The sequence below is a fragment of the Arthrobacter celericrescens genome (assembly GCF_003614925.1).
Classification (GTDB): domain Bacteria; phylum Actinomycetota; class Actinomycetes; order Actinomycetales; family Micrococcaceae; genus Arthrobacter; species Arthrobacter celericrescens.
Map to the genome: position 1 here is coordinate 105,791 of NZ_QYLP01000037.1, position 15,957 is coordinate 121,747.

Sequence of the window (15,957 nt, forward strand, 5' to 3'; positions counted from 1 at the left end):
TTCCACTCGATACTGGCTTCGCAGGCGTCCGGCACGCGGACTTCCCCGCGCGCTTCCGCGCCTTCTTCTCACAACCGCCCCTCCCGGGCAAATATTCCGCAAAGATGCAAGACTAGAGGCGACTGCACCCTTGACCGTTGTGGCAAGCCATCCAGGAGGCAAGACATGTCCCTCATCCGTTTTCCCGCCCGGCCGATGCTGGCCTCAAGCTTCGTGGTCTCCGGACTCGACAAGCTGAAGAACACGGACGACACCGCCAAACAGCTCTCCCCGCTGCTGCGCCGGGCCTCGGATTCCCTCCCGTTTCCGGCCGATGAGAAGATGATCGCGCGGGTGATCGGCGGAACCCAGTTGGGTGCGGGCGCCCTGCTCGCACTGGGCAAGCTCCCCCGTTTCTCCGCCGGACTGCTGGCAGTCATTTCGGGCCTGAACACCTTCGTCGAGTGGCGCTCGGCGGACATCAGCACCAAGGAAGGCCGGCTGGAGCGCCGCGCCCAGCTGCTGAAGAACATCTCGCTGACCGGCGGGGCGCTGCTTGCCGCCGTCGACACTGCCGGCAAACCGAGCCTTGCCTGGCGCGCCGAGCACCTGGCCATGGACGCCCGCAAGGCGGGCGGCAAGCAATTGAAGAAGGCGGACCGCGCCGTCCGCAAGGCAGTAGACAAGACAGTTGGAGCATAAGAACGCATGACCGGCACCACCGAAGCCACCACCACCGCAGCACCTCTCTGGGACGCTCCTTTTGCGCACCGGCCCGTTGACGCCACAGTCACGGTGCCCGGATCCAAGTCCCTCACCAACCGCTACCTGGTGCTCGCGGCGTTGGCCGACGGCCCGTCCCGGCTCCGCGCTCCCCTGCATTCCCGCGACTCCGCGCTGATGATCGAGGCGCTCCGGGCGTTGGGGGCCACCGTGACCGAGGTGCCGGGCGACGGCAGCTACGGGCCGGACCTGTTGATCAAGCCGATCGACCCGGCGGCGCCGGCTACCGACTGCGCCATCGATTGCGGCCTCGCCGGCACGGTGATGCGTTTCGTGCCTCCGCTTGCCGCCCTGCGCAACGGTTCCTCCGCGTTCGACGGCGACCCGCACGCCCGCAAGCGTCCCATGAACACGATCATCGAGGCGCTGTCCGCACTCGGCGTCGGGATTTCCGCCCCGGATGGCGGCACCGCGTCATCCCTTCCGTTCACGGTGGACGGGAACGGTTCCGTGCGCGGCGGCCACCTGGTGATCGACGCCAGTGCCTCCTCGCAGTTCGTCTCCGCGCTGCTGCTGGTGGGCGCCCGCTTCACCGAGGGCCTGCACCTGGAGCACGTCGGCAAGCCGGTGCCCAGCCTGGACCACATCAACATGACCATCGCCGTGCTGCGCGGCGTCGGCGTCACGGTGGACGATTCCGTCCCCAACCACTGGGTGGTGTCCCCCGGAGCCATCCGGGCCTTCGACGAACGGATCGAACAGGACCTCTCCAACGCCGGCCCCTTCCTGGCCGCCGCCCTCGCCACCAAGGGCACCATCCGGATTCCCAACTGGCCTGCCCACACCACCCAGGTGGGCGACCTCTGGCGGCAGATCCTGCAGGCCATGGGCGCCACGGTCAGCCTCGAGGACGGCACCCTCACCGTGACCGGCGGCCAGGAGATCAAGGGCGCCGACTTCGATGAGACCAGCGAGCTCGCCCCCACGGTGGCCGCCCTATGCGCCCTGGCCACCGGCCCCTCCACGCTCACCGGCATCGCGCACCTGCGCGGACACGAAACGGACCGGCTCGCCGCGCTCGTCGCCGAAATCAACCGGCTCGGCGGCGACGCCGAGGAAACCGAGGACGGCCTGGTGATCCGGCCCGCGAAGCTGCACGGCGGCGTCGTGCACAGCTATGCGGACCACCGCATGGCAACCGCCGGGGCCATCCTGGGCCTCGCCGTCGAAGGCGTGCTCGTGGAGGACATCGCCACCACGTCCAAGACCATGCCGGAATTCCCGCAGATCTGGGCGGCCATGCTTGAGCAGGGCAGCGGCGCGCCCGGGGCCACGGAGCCCGGTCACTGACGATGGGACGCTCCGCACAGTCTTGGGATGAGTCCGACGTCCGGATCCGGCCGAACAAGAAGGGGACCCGCCCGCGCACGAAGGACCGGCCAAGCCACGACGACGCCGTGCTTGGCCGGATCATCACCGTGGACCGCGGGCGTTACACCGCCGTGGTCGCCGAAGACACGCCTGAGGAACGTATTGTCATCGCCGCCCGCGCCCGCGAGCTGCGGCGCAACCCCGTGGTCCCCGGCGACTTCGTGGCACTCGTGGGCGACGTCTCCGGCGCCCCGGACACCCTTGCGCGGCTGGTCCGCGTCGAGGAACGCAAGACCGTGCTGCGGCGCAGCGCCGACGATACCGACCCCGTGGAGCGGGTGGTGGTGGCCAACGCGGACCAGCTGGTGATCGTGGTGGCCGCCGCGAACCCGGAGCCGCGCACCGGATTCATCGACCGCGCCCTGGTGGCAGCCTACGACGCCGGCATCGAGCCGCTGCTGCTCGTCACCAAAGCGGACGTCAAGGATCCTGCGGAACTGCTGGCGAACTACCTCAGCCTCGACTTCCCGGTGATCATCAGCCGCACCGCCGACGCCGAAGCATCAGGCATCGACGCCCGGAGCGACGACGGCCTGTCCGCGAGGCTCGACGGCGGCGCCGTCGGCCGGCTGCGGGAGCACCTCGACGGCAAGGTCACGGTATTGCTGGGGCACTCCGGCGTCGGGAAATCCACCATGGTCAACGCCCTCACCGGCGCCGAACGCGCCACCGGCGGAGTCAACGCCGTCACCGGCCGCGGCCGCCACACCTCCTCCTCGGCCCTGGCGCTGAGGCTGGACGAGGCACCGGCCGGCAGCTGGATCATCGACACCCCCGGCATCCGCTCCTTCGGCCTGGCATTGGTGGATCCGGACCGGATCATGCACGCTTTCCCGGACCTCGAACCCGGCACCGAATCCTGTGAGCGCGGCTGCAAGCACGATGCCAACGCAGTCCGCTGCGGCCTCGACGACTGGGTCGCCTCAGGCTCTGCCGGAGAAGCGGGACCGGCGCGCCTGGCCTCGCTTCGCCGCCTCCTCGGCGCAGATCCGCGCCAGGAAGCCAAGGAAACCAAGGAGCTGGGCACCGTCATCTGACGGGCATGCTCCGCGGGGTCCCCGGACAGGCCGGCTTTTGCCGGTAGTTTGGAACCATGACCCAAGTCGACCCGAATTACAACGACGACCTCCGCCTTGCCCACGTGCTGGCGGATTCCGTCGACGCCCTGACCATGGAGCGGTTCAAGGCCCAGGACCTGCAAGTTGAGTCCAAGCCCGACCTGACCCCCGTGACCGACGCCGACCGCGCCGCCGAGGAAGCCATCCGCGGCCAACTGTCCCGCTCGCGCCCCCGGGACGCCGTCCTGGGCGAGGAATTCGGCAGCACCGGGCACGGCGCCCGGCGCTGGATCATCGATCCCATCGACGGAACCAAGAACTTTGTCCGCGGCGTTCCCGTCTGGGCCACCCTTATTGCCCTTGTCGACGGCGACGAGGTGGTGGTCGGCGTCGTCAGCGCCCCCGCACTGGGCCGGCGCTGGTGGGCCGTGAAGGGCGGCGGCGCCTACACCGGCCGCTCGCTGGCCTCGGCCACGCGGCTCAAGGTCAGCAACGTCTCGCAGCTGTCCGACGCTTCGCTGTCCTACTCGGAAATCTCCGAATGGAAGAAGCAGGGCTCGCTGGATTCCTTCCTGGACCTGGAAGACGCCGTGTGGCGCAGCCGGGCGTATGGCGACTTCTGGTCCTACTGCCTCGTGGCCGAAGGCGCCGTGGACATCGCGGCCGAGCCTGAACTCGAACTCTATGACATGGCGGCGCTGGTGCCGATCGTGACCGAAGCCGGAGGCCGCTTCACCTCCCTTGACGGCCAGGACGGTCCTTTCGGCGGAAACGCCGTGGCCAGCAACTCGATCCTGCATTCCGAGGTCCTGAAGAAGCTCAACCCGTCCATCGACGACTTGCTCTGATCCAACGCCTCCGGGCTTCGGCGAAGATTCATCGGCAGGTGTCCCCAACGCGGGACGCCTGCCGATTTTTGTTCGGCAAACCGCCCCGAATCCGCTTCCCGTAACAATCGACTTAACAAAGCCGGCCGGCTTTGGCGGCTCGCGTATGGTGTCTTAGTCTCAAAGACAGGTCACGAGTGCCAGCGTGAAACCCCGGTTTGCTGGCCGGCAACCCTCCATCGCGGCGGGGTGCCCCGGGTGACGACCCGGCCGGTCCGGAACGGATGCGGCAAGCGCGGATCCCCTGCATGCAGGGTTCCCTTGAATGAGGACTCCATGAGCACTGCCACTTTCACTTCGCCCGAACTCCACCACGACTCGCTGTCTCCGGCTGCCCGCCCGCTGGCCGCCGTCACCGGCGCCGAGCTGCAGGCACCGCTCATCCAGGGCGGCCACGTGCGCTACGCGAACCTGGACTACGGCGCTTCGGCCCCGGCCCTGACCGTAGTGTCCGCCTACCTGAACGAAGTCCTGCCGTTCTACGCAAGCGTCCACCGCGGCGCCGGCTACGCCTCGCAGATCAGCACCTCGGTGTACGAAAACGCCCGCAACATCGTGCGCGAATTCGTCGGCGGCCGCTTTGACGACAGCGTGATCTTCACCCGCAACACCACCGATTCGCTGAACCTGCTTGCCGGCTGCCTGCCCGTCGTGGACGGAAAGCACAGCGGCGAGGTGGTGTACCTCGACATCGAGCACCATGCCAACCTGCTCCCCTGGCAGCATGTGCCGCACCGCAGCATCGTGGCGGCACCCACCTTGGCCGAAACCCTGGCCAACGTCCGCGAGGCCCTCGCCCAGGGCGGGGTCAGCCTGCTCGCCGTCACCGGTGCCTCCAACGTCACCGGCGAGATCCTGCCGGTCAAGGAACTCGCGGCCCTCGCCCATGAGTACGGCGCACGCATCGTCGTCGACGCCGCGCAGCTCGCGCCGCACCGGCGGGTCGACATCGCCGCGGCGGACATCGACTACCTGGTCTTCTCCGGGCACAAGCTCTACGCGCCCTTCGGCGCCGGCGTGATCGTGGGCCGTGCCGACTGGCTTGACGCCGGAACCCCGCACCTCGCCGGCGGCGGCGCCGTCCGCGAAGCCCGCCTCGACTCCGTCACCTGGGCTACCGGCCCGGCCCGCCACGAAGGCGGCTCCCCGAACGTGCTCGGTGCCGCCACCCTGGCCAGGGCCACCCAGGTCATCGCCGAACTGGACCAGGATGAGTGGCACGCCCACGAGTCCGCGATCCGCACCCACCTCGTCGAGGGCCTGAAGGAGATCGAGGGCGTCACCGTCCACCAGATCTTCAGCGACACGGACCCCGCCGACACCATCGGCGTGGTGAACTTCTCCCTCGAGGGCTACGACGCCGGCCTGGTCGCCGCCTACCTCTCCGCAGAACACGGCATCGGCCTGCGGGACGGCCGCTTCTGCGCCCACCCCCTCCTCAAGCGGCTCGGCCTCCCCTCCGGCTCCCTGCGCGCCAGCTTCGGCCTGGGCTCCCGGCTGGAGGACGCCACCCGCCTGATCGCCGGGATCAAGGCGCTCAAGACCGAGGGCCTGGGCTGGGACTACGTCGTCGACTCAGGCCGCTGGGTTCCCGCGAACGACCACCGCAGCTACCCGCACTGGGCTCCGAACACACCCGGCACCGCGGGCGCAGCGCCCTGCAGCACCGACTGAGTGCGGTAGATTCGTAGGGTATTCAAGGACCCTATGAGGAGTGGACGCGTGGCTTTGCGATCCGGTGGACACCGCGGCGGAGCCAGGCTCCACGGCCCGAAGCTGGACCACCGCCGGCGGCGCGAGCTCGGATTGAGCTTCCAGGACGGCGGCGAGCACTACCACCGGGTCCGGCCCGGCTACCCGGACGATTCCGCGGACTGGCTGGTGCCCGACGGCGCCCGGACCGCCGCGGACATCGGCGCCGGGACCGGCAAGTTCACCGCCCTGCTGCTCGAACGCGGCCTGGAGACTACCGCCGTCGACCCTTCCGGGGACATGCTCGCGCAGCTGCGGAAGGACTACCCGGCGGCCACGGCACTCCTTGGCACGGCAGAGGCAACAGGGCTGGCGGACTCAGCATTCGACGTCGTCAGCGTTGCCCAGGCCTGGCACTGGTGCGATCCCCTCCTGGCCAGCACCGAACTGGCGCGGATCCTGCGCCCGGGCGGAGTGCTCGGCCTCGTGTGGAACCAGCTGGACACTTCGGTTCCCTGGGTCCACCGCCTCACCCGCATCATGCATGCCGGCGACGTCCACAAGCCGGACTTCCGGCCTGTAGTGGGCCCGGAATTCCGGGGCCTGGAAAGCCACCTGAGCCCGTGGGAGGATCCGGTGCTCCCCGAAGACATCATGGAGCTGACCAAGTCCCGCAGCTACTACCTGCGCGCAAATGAGGCCACCCGCGCGAAGGTCATGGCCAACCTCCACTGGTACCTGCACGAGCACCTGGGCCACGGACCGGCCGATGTCATCCGCCTGCCGTATGTGACGCAGACCTGGCGGGCGCACAAGGCCTGAGAAATCCCGGGCAGGCCGTTCACGGTAGGCTAGGACGGTGAAGACCGGTACGCCCTCATCCTCGATCGAGGACTACGTCAAGGTCATCTACTCGTTTACCGAGTGGCAGGACAAGCCCATCACTTCCTCGCAGCTCGCCCAGCGCCTGGGCGTGGCGAACTCCTCGGTCTCGGAGATGGTCCGCAAGCTCAAGGACCAGGGACTGGTGGACCACCAGCCCTACGGCGCCGTCACCCTGACCCCGGAAGGGATGCGGCTCGCGCTGGCCATGGTGCGGCGGCACAGGCTGATCGAGACCTACCTGGTGATGGAGTTCGGCTACAGCTGGGACGAAGTCCACGACGAGGCCGAGCTCCTCGAGCACGCCGTCTCCGACACTTTCATCGAACGCATGGCCCTGAAGCTGGGCAATCCGGCACGCGACCCGCATGGCGACCCGATTCCCGCGGCCGACGGCACCGTCGCCCTGCCGCACGCCCACCGCATGGCCGAACTGGATGTGGGCCACTCCGGCCGGATCACCCGGATCAGCGACGAAAACCCTGAGCTGCTGCGCTACCTGGCCGCGGAGGAAATCGACCTGGACGCCAGCGTGGAGGTCATGGGCCGCAAGCCGTTCGGCGGTGCCCTGGTGGTAAAGATCGGCAGCGGCCCGACCAGCCGCGAGTATGATCTGGCCGACGAGGTGGCTTCGGCGTTGTGGGTCGCCTCCGAGTCCGTGCACGAGGGCTGCACCCTGCACGACGCCTGATCTTTATTGGTTCTCCCCGGTCTGCGGCACCGTTTCCAATTCCGGGTTGCGGATCCCGACGGCGGACGCCGCCGCCCCGATCATGAGCAGCACCGCGGTGACCACCGCGCCCTGGTGCAGGCCCGCCGTCGTGAGCACCGGACCGGTGATGATCCCGGCGAAGGCGATGCAGATCAGGCCCGCGATGCGGGCCACCGCGTTGTTGATAGCCGAACCGATGCCCGCCTGCTCGGGCGGCACCGCGCCCAGGATGGCGGCGGTCAGCGGGGCCACCGTCACCGCGAGGCCGATGCCGAACACGATCTGCCCCGGCAGCACCTGGGTCCAGTAGTTGAGTTCCGGCTGCACCGTAAGCAGCAGCAGGAAGCCGATGCCGCACAGCACCGGGCCGAAGGTCATGAACCAGCGGGGGCCGTACTTGCCGGCAAGCCCGCCGAAGTAGCTGGAAGCCAGCATGAGGATCACGGTGGACGGGAGCAGGGCGATGCCCGCTGTCGTCGCGGTCATCCCGCCCACCTGCTGCAGGTAGATCCCCAGCAGGAAGAAGCCCAGGGAGAACGCCGCATAAATGGCCAGGGTGGCGATGTTTCCCCAGCCGAAGTTCCTGATCGCGAACAGCCGGAGCGGCAGCATGGGCGCCGGAGTGCGGGCCTCGTGCGCCAGGAACAGGACCATGGCCACCACGCCGACCGCGAGCGGCATCCACACCAGGGGGCTGCCCCAGCCGAGGTGGCCCTGTTCGATGAAGGCGTACACCGGGCCGCCGAGTCCGACGATGGCCAGCAGCGCGCCGAGGTAGTCGATGCGTCCGGCTGCCGGATCCTTGCTGTCGTCGGCGCGCAGCTTCAGGACCAGGGGCCAGACCACGGCCAGCGGAATCACGTTGGCGAAGAAGAAGAAGAAGCGCCAGGACAAGTAGTCGACCGAAAGCCCGCCGATCAGCGGGGCCACGATGGCCGCGGCGCTGGTCCACCCGGACCACTGGCCGATGGCCCGCGACTGGGCCGGCCCGCTGAAGAAGTTCACGATCAGCGCCAGCGAACTGGGAACCACGAGGGCGCCGGCCACGCCCTGCAGCGCCCGCGCGACGACCAGGACTTCCCCGGACCAGGCGAGCCCGCACAGCACCGACGTCACGGCAAAGCCGCCCAGCCCCCATTCGAGCACCCGCACCCTGCCGAAATGGTCCGACAGCGAGCCTGCCACCAGGATCAGGCCGCCGAGCGTGAGCAGGTACGCATCCACCACCCACTGCTGGATGACCAGCCCGCCGCCGAGTTCCCGGCCGATGGCGGGCAGCGCCAGGTTGACCACGAAGGTGTCCAGGAAGGCGATGAAGGATGCCACGATGGCCACCACGAGCACCCGCTTCTGCAGCGGTGTGGCAGGGGGAACCGCGGCCGCGTCACTCATGTGCACAGCCTACGCCCGGGCCTCGGCCTTGTATCCGGGCGAAAGGGGCGTAGTTTACAAAGTGGAGGCCAACGGCCTCCGGAGGTGGTCCCTCCGGGATCCGGCATAGGAGCGAGTCATGCCCGACAAATCACCACACCAGCACGAGATGAAGAAGAGCGGCAAGTCCATCAAGCAGAAGCGGGCCGTCAAGCGCGCCAAGCACGATTCCGCGACCGATACCGACCCTGTTGCACATCTCAAGCGGAAGTAAGGAGTGTCCGGGGCACGCGCCCCGGACACTTCCGTCTCAGCCCTGCCGATCTAGCCCTGGTCCGATTTAGCCCTGGCGCTCCATGGCTTCATCCAGTTCCTCCGGGATGGCAACCATGCCGAGCACCTTGCCGTCGCGCAGCACGGACATCCTGAACGGTTCCCCGAGCGCCTGCGCGAAGAGCAGCTTCTGCAGGCTTTCCGCGCTGGTGAGTGCCCTGTCCTGTGCGCTGAGCACCAGGTCGCCCGGCAGCAGCCCCGCACGTTCGGCCGGCGATCCGGCGATCACCTCAACGATCCGGAGACCTTCCTTGAATCCGGTCCGCACCACGGCGGCAACGTCCAGCGGTACTGGCGTGGTGACCAGTCCCAGGTAGGCCCGGACCACCCGGCCGTCCCGCAGCAGGGCGGCGATGATCCTCCGCGTGGTGCCGTTGATCGGAACGGCCAGGCCCAGTCCCGCGCCGGCCACGGCGGTGTTGATGCCCACCACCCGGCCCCGGGTGTCGGCCAGCGCGCCTCCGGAGTTGCCCGGGTTCAGCGAGGCGTCGGTCTGGATGACGTCTTCGATCAGCCGCGTGTGGCGTCCCGAACGCACCGGGATGGCGCGGCCGAGGCCGCTGACGACGCCGGCCGTCACCGAACCGGACAGCCCCAAAGGGTTCCCGACGGCGACCACCAGTTGGCCCACCTTCAGTGTTTCCGCGTTGCCCAGGACCGCAGGGGGTGGCGCCTGGAGGGCACGCAGCACCGCGAGGTCGGACAACGGGTCAGCACCAACGAGCTCCACCTCGCTGTGCCTTCCGTCGGCGAACAACGCCCGGCCGCTGCTCAACCCGGCCACCACATGCGCGTTCGTCAGCAGGTAGCCGTCCTCGGTGAACACGACGGCCGATCCGGCGCCTCGCCTGATGAATCCGTTGCGCCGCGCGCTGCTCATCTCAAGCGCCGCGACGTGGGCCGTGACGCTCTCGGCCACGCCCGTAACGATCAGCGAGTACGCGTCCAGCGCGTCGCCGTCGTCCGTTCTTTCGCTGTCCAACGTTCTTTCGCCGTCCATCACTGCCTCCTTGCAGGTCTACCTGCTTCAACGTGCGGGAAGGCAGCGCTAGTCCGCGTTCCGCTACGCCGTGGGTGAACCTGTATTCCGGGCGAAGATTCCGGCGAAGTTCCGGGCTGTGAGGGCACGAAAAAAGGCCCCTGTTTCCAGGGGCCTTGTTTCGTGGAGATGGGGGGAATTGAACCCCCGTCCGATGTCGTGTTGTCAGGGCTTCTCCGGGCGCAGTTTGCGTCGGATTTTCTCGGCCCCAGCCATGCTGCAAACAGCTGGCTGATCCGGGCCCAGTCATCTAAATGTCCCGCTTACCCCAATGACGAAGGCAAACAGCAGTGGCTATCTGAATGACGCCAGGAACCGGGGCGATAGCAACCCCGGGCTGACGGACTGTCTTACTGCTTAGGCAGCAAGAGCGAAGTCAGTGCGCTTAGATTCGGCACTTATTGGTTTGCAGACAGCGTTTACGAGATAATTCTGCATCCTCGGCCCGCTTCACCTGTCGCGACTAACATCGTCGAAACCGATCATCCCCGTATTTTGTTACCAATGCCGCCCGGAGCAACGGGAAGACCCGCAATTCCGTCCGGACTATCCATCATAACGCACCTCCGCGGGAAAACATTCCACGCCGGCACGGTGCGGTCTAGCGTTTGTTGCGTTCGCGCATTTCGCGCAGCGCCTCGCGGTTGTCCTGCTTTTCCCGGAGGGTCTGGCGCTTGTCATAGTCCTTCTTGCCTCGGGCCAGGGCGATTTCGACCTTGGCACGGCCGTCCAGGAAATAGAGCTGCAAGGGCACCACGGTGAAACCGGATTCCCGGATCTTGCCGGCGATCTTGTCCAATTCTTCGCGGTGCAGGAGCAGTTTGCGACGGCGGCGCGCGGCGTGGTTGGTCCAGCTCCCCTGGTTGTACTCGGGGATGTGGATTCCCTCCATCCACAACTCGTCGTTGTAGAAGGTGCAGAAGCCGTCGACCATGGACGCATGGCCTTCGCGGAGGGACTTCACTTCGGTTCCCATGAGGGCGATGCCGGCCTCATAGCTGTCCAGGATGTGGTAGTTGTGCCGGGCCTTGCGATTGGTGGCCACTACCTTACGGCCACTTTCCTTGGGCACGGTAGAACTCCTTGGTCTGTTGAGATTCCCACCAGTCTACGCCAGCAGGAGGCCCGGAATGCCGCGTCCCGCTTTGGCGGTGGATGCCGAAGCGGGGGCGGAGCTAAAGCAGGGTCATCGGGTCGACGGCGGCCGAGTCTAGCCAGGTCTCGAAGTGCACGTGGCAGCCGGTGGAGTTGCCCGTGGTTCCCGAGTAGGCGATCAGCTGGCCGCGGCTGACCTGCTGCCCCTCGGAAACGACCACGCTGGTGTTGTGGTAGTAGACCGTGGTCAGCGAGTGTCCGCCGATGACGCCGTGCGAGATCTTGACCCGGTTGCCGCCGCCGTCGTTGCCCCAGCCTGCCGAGAACACCGTTCCCGCGGCCGTCGCGTAGACCGGGGTGCCGCAGGCGGCACCGAAATCTAGGCCGGTGTGCATGTATCCGCCCTGGCCGTAGAAGTCGATCGTCCCGGGAGGCGTCGACCGCCAGCCGAAGCCGGAGGTGATCGGCACGTTCGCAGGCACGGGGTGGATCAGCCCGAAGGCCGAGTTCGCGGGCACCACCGGAGGGTTGTACGGCTGCACCGGCCGGTTTTGCGCCCGTGCTGCCGCGGCCGCTGCCTCGGCGATCCGGCGCTGCTCGGCCTCCCAGGCTTCACGCAGCTTGCGGTCGCGTTCGGCGATTTCGGCAGCCACGGTGGCCTGCTGTTCCTTCACCTGCGCAAGCTTGGCCTGGATGCCGGGCTTTGCCGCCTGCAGCTGGCTGTTCAGGCGGGTGGTGTCGGCAATGAGCTTGTCGACTTCGGCCTTCTTGGCGGCGGCTTCATCGCGGGCGGCCTTCTCGCGCGCCAGGGCGGCGTCGGCCTTCGCCTTCAGGTCACGGATTTCCTCCTCGACGGCCGCGAGGCGCGCCTGGGAGTTCACGTTGGTGGCGTTCTGCTGGGTCAGCTTGGTCATCGCAGCATTCTGGCTGCGCATGGCCTGGTCGGCGAGGTCCATGGTTTCGGTGAGGCTGCCGCCGTCGTTCGATCCGAACAGCAGCGCAACGTTGGTGGGCACGCCGCCGGACTTGTACGCCTGGGAGGCGATCTGGCCGATCAGCTTCTTCGTCTCGCTGATCTTCTGCTTGTCGTTTTCCAGCTGCTCGGTGATCTTGGCCTTGTTCTGCTGGGCCAGGTCCACGCGCGCGGCCAGGGCTTCGACTTCCCGGACGGCGGAGGCCACGCGTCCCTGCGCCTCAAGCAAGGCCTGCTGCGCGCCGGGCAGGCGGCCCTGGTAGATCACCAGGTCGCCGGCGGCCTTGGCAATCCTGGAGTCAACGAATTCCAGGGACTGCTCCACCCGTGCGGCTTCGGCCTCGAGGGCGGATTGCTTGTCCTCAAGTTCGTCGGCGCGGGCGATCGGCGCCGCGGCACCGAGGCCGGCAGCAAGCGCCACCGCCAGGGCGGCGGCCACGATTTTCATCCGGTGCGCCGCAAGCCGCAGCTGCACCGGCAGCGGGACCCTTCCCGACGCCGGCAGGGCACTTTCTTGCTCTTCGCTGCGGTTCATCGTTACACCTTCAGGTATCGGCGGAGGGTTAGCAAGGAGGCGATCCCCGCCAGTCCGCCGCCGAGGGCGATCAGGACGGGCGCGACAACGAGCACTTGGGCGGAGGAAATGAACGGGGTGTTCAGGAACTGCCGCGACAGGTCGCCGTTGAGCCAGAGGGTCACGAGCCACAAGGTACCGGAAGCCAGGAGCGCTCCGATCACAGCCGCGATCACGCCTTCGAGGATGAACGGCAGCTGGATGACGGTCTTGGAGGCGCCGACCAGCCGCATGATCCCGGTCTCCCGGCGCCGGCTGAACGCCGACAGCCTGATGGTGGTGGTGATGAGCAGCACCGCGCAGACGATCATGACGACGGCGATCCCCATGGCAACCACGGAGGCCCCGTTCATCCAGACGAAGATCCGCTCAAGCACCTGCCGCTGGTCACTGACCGTCTCCACGCCCGGCTGGGAGGCGAAGGTCTCGCTGATGATCTGGTACTTCTCCGGATCCTTCATGTTGATCCGGAAAGACGCCGGGAGCTGGTCCTGGGTCACCGAGTCCACGATCGGCGAGTTGGAGAACTGGTCCTTGAAGTGCTGGAACGCCTCAGCCTGGGATTCGAACTGGAAGTCGCTGATGTACTGTTTGACGGCGGGCGACTCGAGCATCTTGCCCAGGTTCTCCCGCTGTTCGTCGGTGACCGCACCCGATGCGCAGCCGGCCGACGTCGACGACTCGTTGCAGAGGAAGATCGCCACCTGCACCTTGTCGTACCAGTAGCCCTTCATCTGGTTGATCTGCATCTGCAGCATGCCGGCGGCGCCGACGAAGGTCAGGGACACGAAGGTCACCAGGATGACGGAGACCACCATCGACAGGTTGCGGCGCAGGCCGCTGCCGATTTCGCCGAGGATGAATGCGAGCCTCACTGCTGGCCCCCCGGCGCGCGGTCGAGTTCTTCGTCGCTGGCGTCCTTGAGGAGGCGGGACTCCCCCACCACCGGGATCATGGACGTATAGAGGGCCTTGGCCTCGTCGCGGACCACCACGCCGTTGCGCAGTTCCACGACGCGTTTGCGCATTTCGTTCACGATGTCGTCATCGTGGGTGGCCATGACCACGGTGGTTCCGTTCTGGTTGATCTTGTCCAGGACGCCCATGATGCCCATCGAGGTGATGGGATCCAGGTTTCCGGTGGGCTCGTCGGCCAGCAGGATGCCGGGCCGGTTGACGACGGCGCGCGCGATTGCGACGCGCTGCTGCTCGCCGCCGGAGAGTTCGTGGGGCATGCGCTTTTCCTTGCCCTCAAGGCCGACCGTCTTGAGGACCTCGGGCACCGTTTCGCGGATGATGCTCCGGCTCTTGCCGATGACCTGCATGGCGAAGGCGACGTTGGCGAAGACGTTCTTCTGCGGCAGGAGGCGGAAGTCCTGGAAGACGACGCCGATCCCGCGCCGCAGCCGGGGCACGCGCCAGCTGGAGATGTTCGCGACGTTCTGGCCGGCGACGTACACGGACCCCGAGGTGGCGCGGTCTTCCTTGAGGATCAGCCGCAGGAAGGTTGATTTTCCGGACCCGGAGGCGCCGACCAGGAAGGTGAATTCCCCGCGCTCGATCTCGAGGCTGACGTCATCCAGCGCCGGCCTCGCATTGGGGTCGTAAACCTTGGTGACGTTCTCAAATCGGATCATGACTCTTCGGCAACCCCGACGGACACGCCGCATCGCGCGAAGCTCCAACCACCGGTGCGGGGGCTTTTCGTTTGGGGAAGAGGGGCACCGGCCCTTCGACTATACGCAGGCACTCCCGGCTAGCGCAGGGCTTGCCGGGGCGTGTCGCCGATCCTGAGCCGATCCTGTGCACATCCTGCGCCGGGCCTGCGCAGATCCTGCGGCCATGCTGCGCCGGGCCGGACAGATGCCCGGATCCCCGCCAGGCAGGTCCGGCCTACTCCGCGGCGTTGCGGTTTCCGGTTCGCCAGCGGATGCCGGCGTCGATGAAGTCGTCGATGTCGCCGTCGAGCACGGCCGAGGTGTTGCCGACTTCGTGCTCGGTCCGGAGGTCCTTGACCATCTGGTACGGGTTGAGCACGTAGGAGCGCATCTGGTCACCCCAGGACGCCTTGACGTCGCCGGCGAGGGCCTTCTTCTCGGCGTCTTCCTGTTCCTTCTTCAGCAGGAGGAGGCGGGACTGCAGGACCCGCATGGCGGCGGCGCGGTTCTGCAGCTGCGACTTCTCGTTCTGCATCGACACCACGATTCCCGTGGGGATGTGGGTCAGGCGCACCGCGGAGTCCGTGGTGTTGACGGACTGGCCGCCAGGACCCGAGGAGCGGAAGACGTCCACCCGGATCTCGTTGTCGGGAATTTCGATCGAGTCGGTCTGCTCGATGAGCGGGATGACCTCGACGGCGGCGAAGGAGGTCTGGCGGCGGCCCTGATTGTCGAACGGGCTGATCCGGACCAGGCGGTGCGTACCGGCCTCGACGCTCAGGGTGCCGAAGGCGTACGGGGCCTTGACCTCGAAGGTTGCCGACTTCAGGCCGGCTTCTTCGGCGTATGACGTGTCCATGACGGAGGTGGGGTAGCCGTGGCGTTCGGCCCAGCGGAGGTACATGCGCAGCAGCATTTCCGCGAAGTCCGCGGCGTCCACGCCGCCGGCGCCCGCGCGGATGGTGACTACGGCTTCGCGTTCGTCGTATTCGCCGGAGAGCAGGGTCACGACTTCGAGGTCGGCCAGGGCTTTCCGGATGGATTCGAGTTCCGTGGCAGCTTCTGCCAGGGAGTCCTGGTCGCCTTCGGACTGACCCAGTTCGACCAGCACCTCGAGGTCGTCGATGCGGCCTGCAAGCTTGTTCAGGCGCTCCAGCTCGGACTGCCGGTGGGACAGCCTGGACGTGACCTGCTGCGCCGACGCGGGATCGTCCCAGAGGTCCGGCGCCCCGGCCTGCTCGCTCAGCTCGGCGATCTCAGCCTTGAGCTTTTCGACGTCGGACACCTGCTCGATGGAGGTGTAGGTGGAGCGAAGGGCGCGGATTTCCGCGGAAAAATCAATCTCAGCCATGGTTGTTCAAGCCTACGCCATCCGAAGGGGCCCGGTGTGGTGCCGGTGCGAGCGTGACGAACCGCGGACGTTCCGCTGGATGGGCCACTGCCGGGCGGGCGGGCCGCTGCCGGCTAGGGCGTGTCTCTTTATTGGCGTAGCCAGATCAGGACTGCGTAGAGTGCGACGCCGGCCCGGTAGGTTTGGGCGAGTTTGTCGTA

General features: G+C 67.3%; 15 protein-coding genes, 1 other RNA gene and 1 riboswitch. Of the genes, 8 read left to right on the forward strand and 8 right to left on the reverse strand.

What is annotated here, in order from left to right; translation table 11 throughout:
* The first annotated feature begins 165 nt into the window (after nt 1–165).
* The 7 genes from D3654_RS10050 (at nt 166) to D3654_RS10080 (ending at nt 7,343) form a co-directional block, all read left to right on the forward strand.
* Entirely contained in the window at nt 166–681 is a 516-nt protein-coding gene (locus D3654_RS10050; protein WP_120521356.1) for a DoxX family protein, read from the forward strand.
* A 6-nt stretch (nt 682–687) separates the two neighbouring features.
* Nucleotides 688–2,052, forward strand: a complete 1,365-nt coding sequence (gene aroA, locus D3654_RS10055; RefSeq protein ID WP_120521357.1) for a 3-phosphoshikimate 1-carboxyvinyltransferase — start codon at nt 688–690, stop codon at nt 2,050–2,052.
* Between the two features lie 2 nt (nt 2,053–2,054).
* Complete coding sequence (rsgA, locus tag D3654_RS10060; protein ID WP_120521358.1) at nt 2,055–3,170, forward strand: ribosome small subunit-dependent GTPase A; 1,116 nt, start codon at nt 2,055–2,057, stop codon at nt 3,168–3,170.
* A gap of 56 nt (nt 3,171–3,226) precedes the next feature.
* Nucleotides 3,227–4,039, forward strand: a complete 813-nt coding sequence (gene hisN, locus D3654_RS10065; RefSeq protein ID WP_120521359.1) for a histidinol-phosphatase — start codon at nt 3,227–3,229, stop codon at nt 4,037–4,039.
* Between the two features lie 168 nt (nt 4,040–4,207).
* Nucleotides 4,208–4,320, forward strand: a riboswitch (SAM riboswitch).
* 34 nt (nt 4,321–4,354) lie between these two features.
* Nucleotides 4,355–5,752 carry an aminotransferase class V-fold PLP-dependent enzyme gene (locus D3654_RS10070; protein ID WP_120521360.1) on the forward strand — a complete coding sequence of 466 codons (1,398 nt, stop codon included), beginning with the start codon at nt 4,355–4,357 and terminating at the stop codon, nt 5,750–5,752.
* Between the two features lie 48 nt (nt 5,753–5,800).
* Entirely contained in the window at nt 5,801–6,592 is a 792-nt protein-coding gene (locus D3654_RS10075; RefSeq protein WP_425359402.1) for a class I SAM-dependent methyltransferase, read from the forward strand.
* A gap of 37 nt (nt 6,593–6,629) precedes the next feature.
* A complete protein-coding gene (locus D3654_RS10080; RefSeq protein WP_120521362.1) occupies nt 6,630–7,343 on the forward strand; it encodes a metal-dependent transcriptional regulator in 714 nt (237 codons plus the stop codon).
* Between the two features lie 3 nt (nt 7,344–7,346).
* Here the strand turns inward: D3654_RS10080 and D3654_RS10085 are convergent, their stop codons facing one another.
* Nucleotides 7,347–8,756: an MFS transporter gene (locus D3654_RS10085; protein WP_205571772.1), complete on the reverse strand. Its 1,410-nt coding sequence runs from the start codon at nt 8,754–8,756 to the stop codon at nt 7,347–7,349.
* A gap of 118 nt (nt 8,757–8,874) precedes the next feature.
* On the opposite strand from D3654_RS10085, the gene D3654_RS20935 reads away from it, so the two are divergent.
* Nucleotides 8,875–9,009 carry a hypothetical protein gene (locus D3654_RS20935; protein ID WP_280960104.1) on the forward strand — a complete coding sequence of 45 codons (135 nt, stop codon included), beginning with the start codon at nt 8,875–8,877 and terminating at the stop codon, nt 9,007–9,009.
* A gap of 66 nt (nt 9,010–9,075) precedes the next feature.
* Here the strand turns inward: D3654_RS20935 and D3654_RS10090 are convergent, their stop codons facing one another.
* The 7 genes from D3654_RS10090 to prfB all read right to left on the reverse strand — a co-directional run bounded on the left by D3654_RS10090 (nt 9,076) and on the right by prfB (nt 15,757).
* A complete protein-coding gene (locus tag D3654_RS10090) occupies nt 9,076–10,068 on the reverse strand; it encodes a S1C family serine protease (RefSeq protein WP_120521364.1) in 993 nt (330 codons plus the stop codon).
* 160 nt (nt 10,069–10,228) lie between these two features.
* Nucleotides 10,229–10,597, reverse strand: a transfer-messenger RNA (tmRNA) gene (gene ssrA / locus D3654_RS10095).
* Nucleotides 10,598–10,708: 111 nt separating this feature from the next.
* Nucleotides 10,709–11,179, reverse strand: coding sequence for an SsrA-binding protein SmpB (gene smpB, locus D3654_RS10100; protein WP_120521365.1), 471 nt, complete (start codon nt 11,177–11,179; stop codon nt 10,709–10,711).
* A 103-nt stretch (nt 11,180–11,282) separates the two neighbouring features.
* Nucleotides 11,283–12,623, reverse strand: a complete 1,341-nt coding sequence (locus tag D3654_RS10105; protein WP_245413171.1) for a M23 family metallopeptidase — start codon at nt 12,621–12,623, stop codon at nt 11,283–11,285.
* An 89-nt stretch (nt 12,624–12,712) separates the two neighbouring features.
* Nucleotides 12,713–13,624, reverse strand: a complete 912-nt coding sequence (gene ftsX, locus D3654_RS10110) for a permease-like cell division protein FtsX (RefSeq protein WP_120521367.1) — start codon at nt 13,622–13,624, stop codon at nt 12,713–12,715.
* Nucleotides 13,621–14,385: a cell division ATP-binding protein FtsE gene (gene ftsE / locus D3654_RS10115; RefSeq protein WP_120521368.1), complete on the reverse strand. Its 765-nt coding sequence runs from the start codon at nt 14,383–14,385 to the stop codon at nt 13,621–13,623. Before ftsE ends, ftsX begins: the two co-directional genes overlap by 4 nt.
* Nucleotides 14,386–14,641: 256 nt before the next feature.
* Nucleotides 14,642–15,757 (reverse strand): peptide chain release factor 2, encoded by a 1,116-nt coding sequence (prfB, locus tag D3654_RS10120; RefSeq protein WP_120521369.1) that lies wholly within the window; start codon nt 15,755–15,757, stop codon nt 14,642–14,644.
* Nucleotides 15,758–15,957: the final 200 nt, after the last annotated feature.

What these genes read in the sequence shown, in the direction of transcription:
- D3654_RS10050 (WP_120521356.1), top strand. Translation starts at nt 166, where the DNA reads ATGTCCCTCATCCGTTTTCCCGCCCGGCCGATGCTGGCCTCAAGCTTC.
- aroA (WP_120521357.1), top strand. Translation starts at nt 688, where the DNA reads ATGACCGGCACCACCGAAGCCACCACCACCGCAGCACCTCTCTGGGAC.
- rsgA (WP_120521358.1), top strand. Translation starts at nt 2,055, where the DNA reads ATGGGACGCTCCGCACAGTCTTGGGATGAGTCCGACGTCCGGATCCGG.
- hisN (WP_120521359.1), top strand. Translation starts at nt 3,227, where the DNA reads ATGACCCAAGTCGACCCGAATTACAACGACGACCTCCGCCTTGCCCAC.
- D3654_RS10070 (WP_120521360.1), top strand. Translation starts at nt 4,355, where the DNA reads ATGAGCACTGCCACTTTCACTTCGCCCGAACTCCACCACGACTCGCTG.
- D3654_RS10085 (WP_205571772.1), bottom strand. Translation starts at nt 8,756, where the DNA reads ATGAGTGACGCGGCCGCGGTTCCCCCTGCCACACCGCTGCAGAAGCGG.
- D3654_RS20935 (WP_280960104.1), top strand. Translation starts at nt 8,875, where the DNA reads ATGCCCGACAAATCACCACACCAGCACGAGATGAAGAAGAGCGGCAAG.
- D3654_RS10090 (WP_120521364.1), bottom strand. Translation starts at nt 10,068, where the DNA reads ATGGACGGCGAAAGAACGTTGGACAGCGAAAGAACGGACGACGGCGAC.
- D3654_RS10105 (WP_245413171.1), bottom strand. Translation starts at nt 12,623, where the DNA reads ATGAAAATCGTGGCCGCCGCCCTGGCGGTGGCGCTTGCTGCCGGCCTC.
- ftsE (WP_120521368.1), bottom strand. Translation starts at nt 14,385, where the DNA reads ATGATCCGATTTGAGAACGTCACCAAGGTTTACGACCCCAATGCGAGG.
- prfB (WP_120521369.1), bottom strand. Translation starts at nt 15,757, where the DNA reads ATGGCTGAGATTGATTTTTCCGCGGAAATCCGCGCCCTTCGCTCCACC.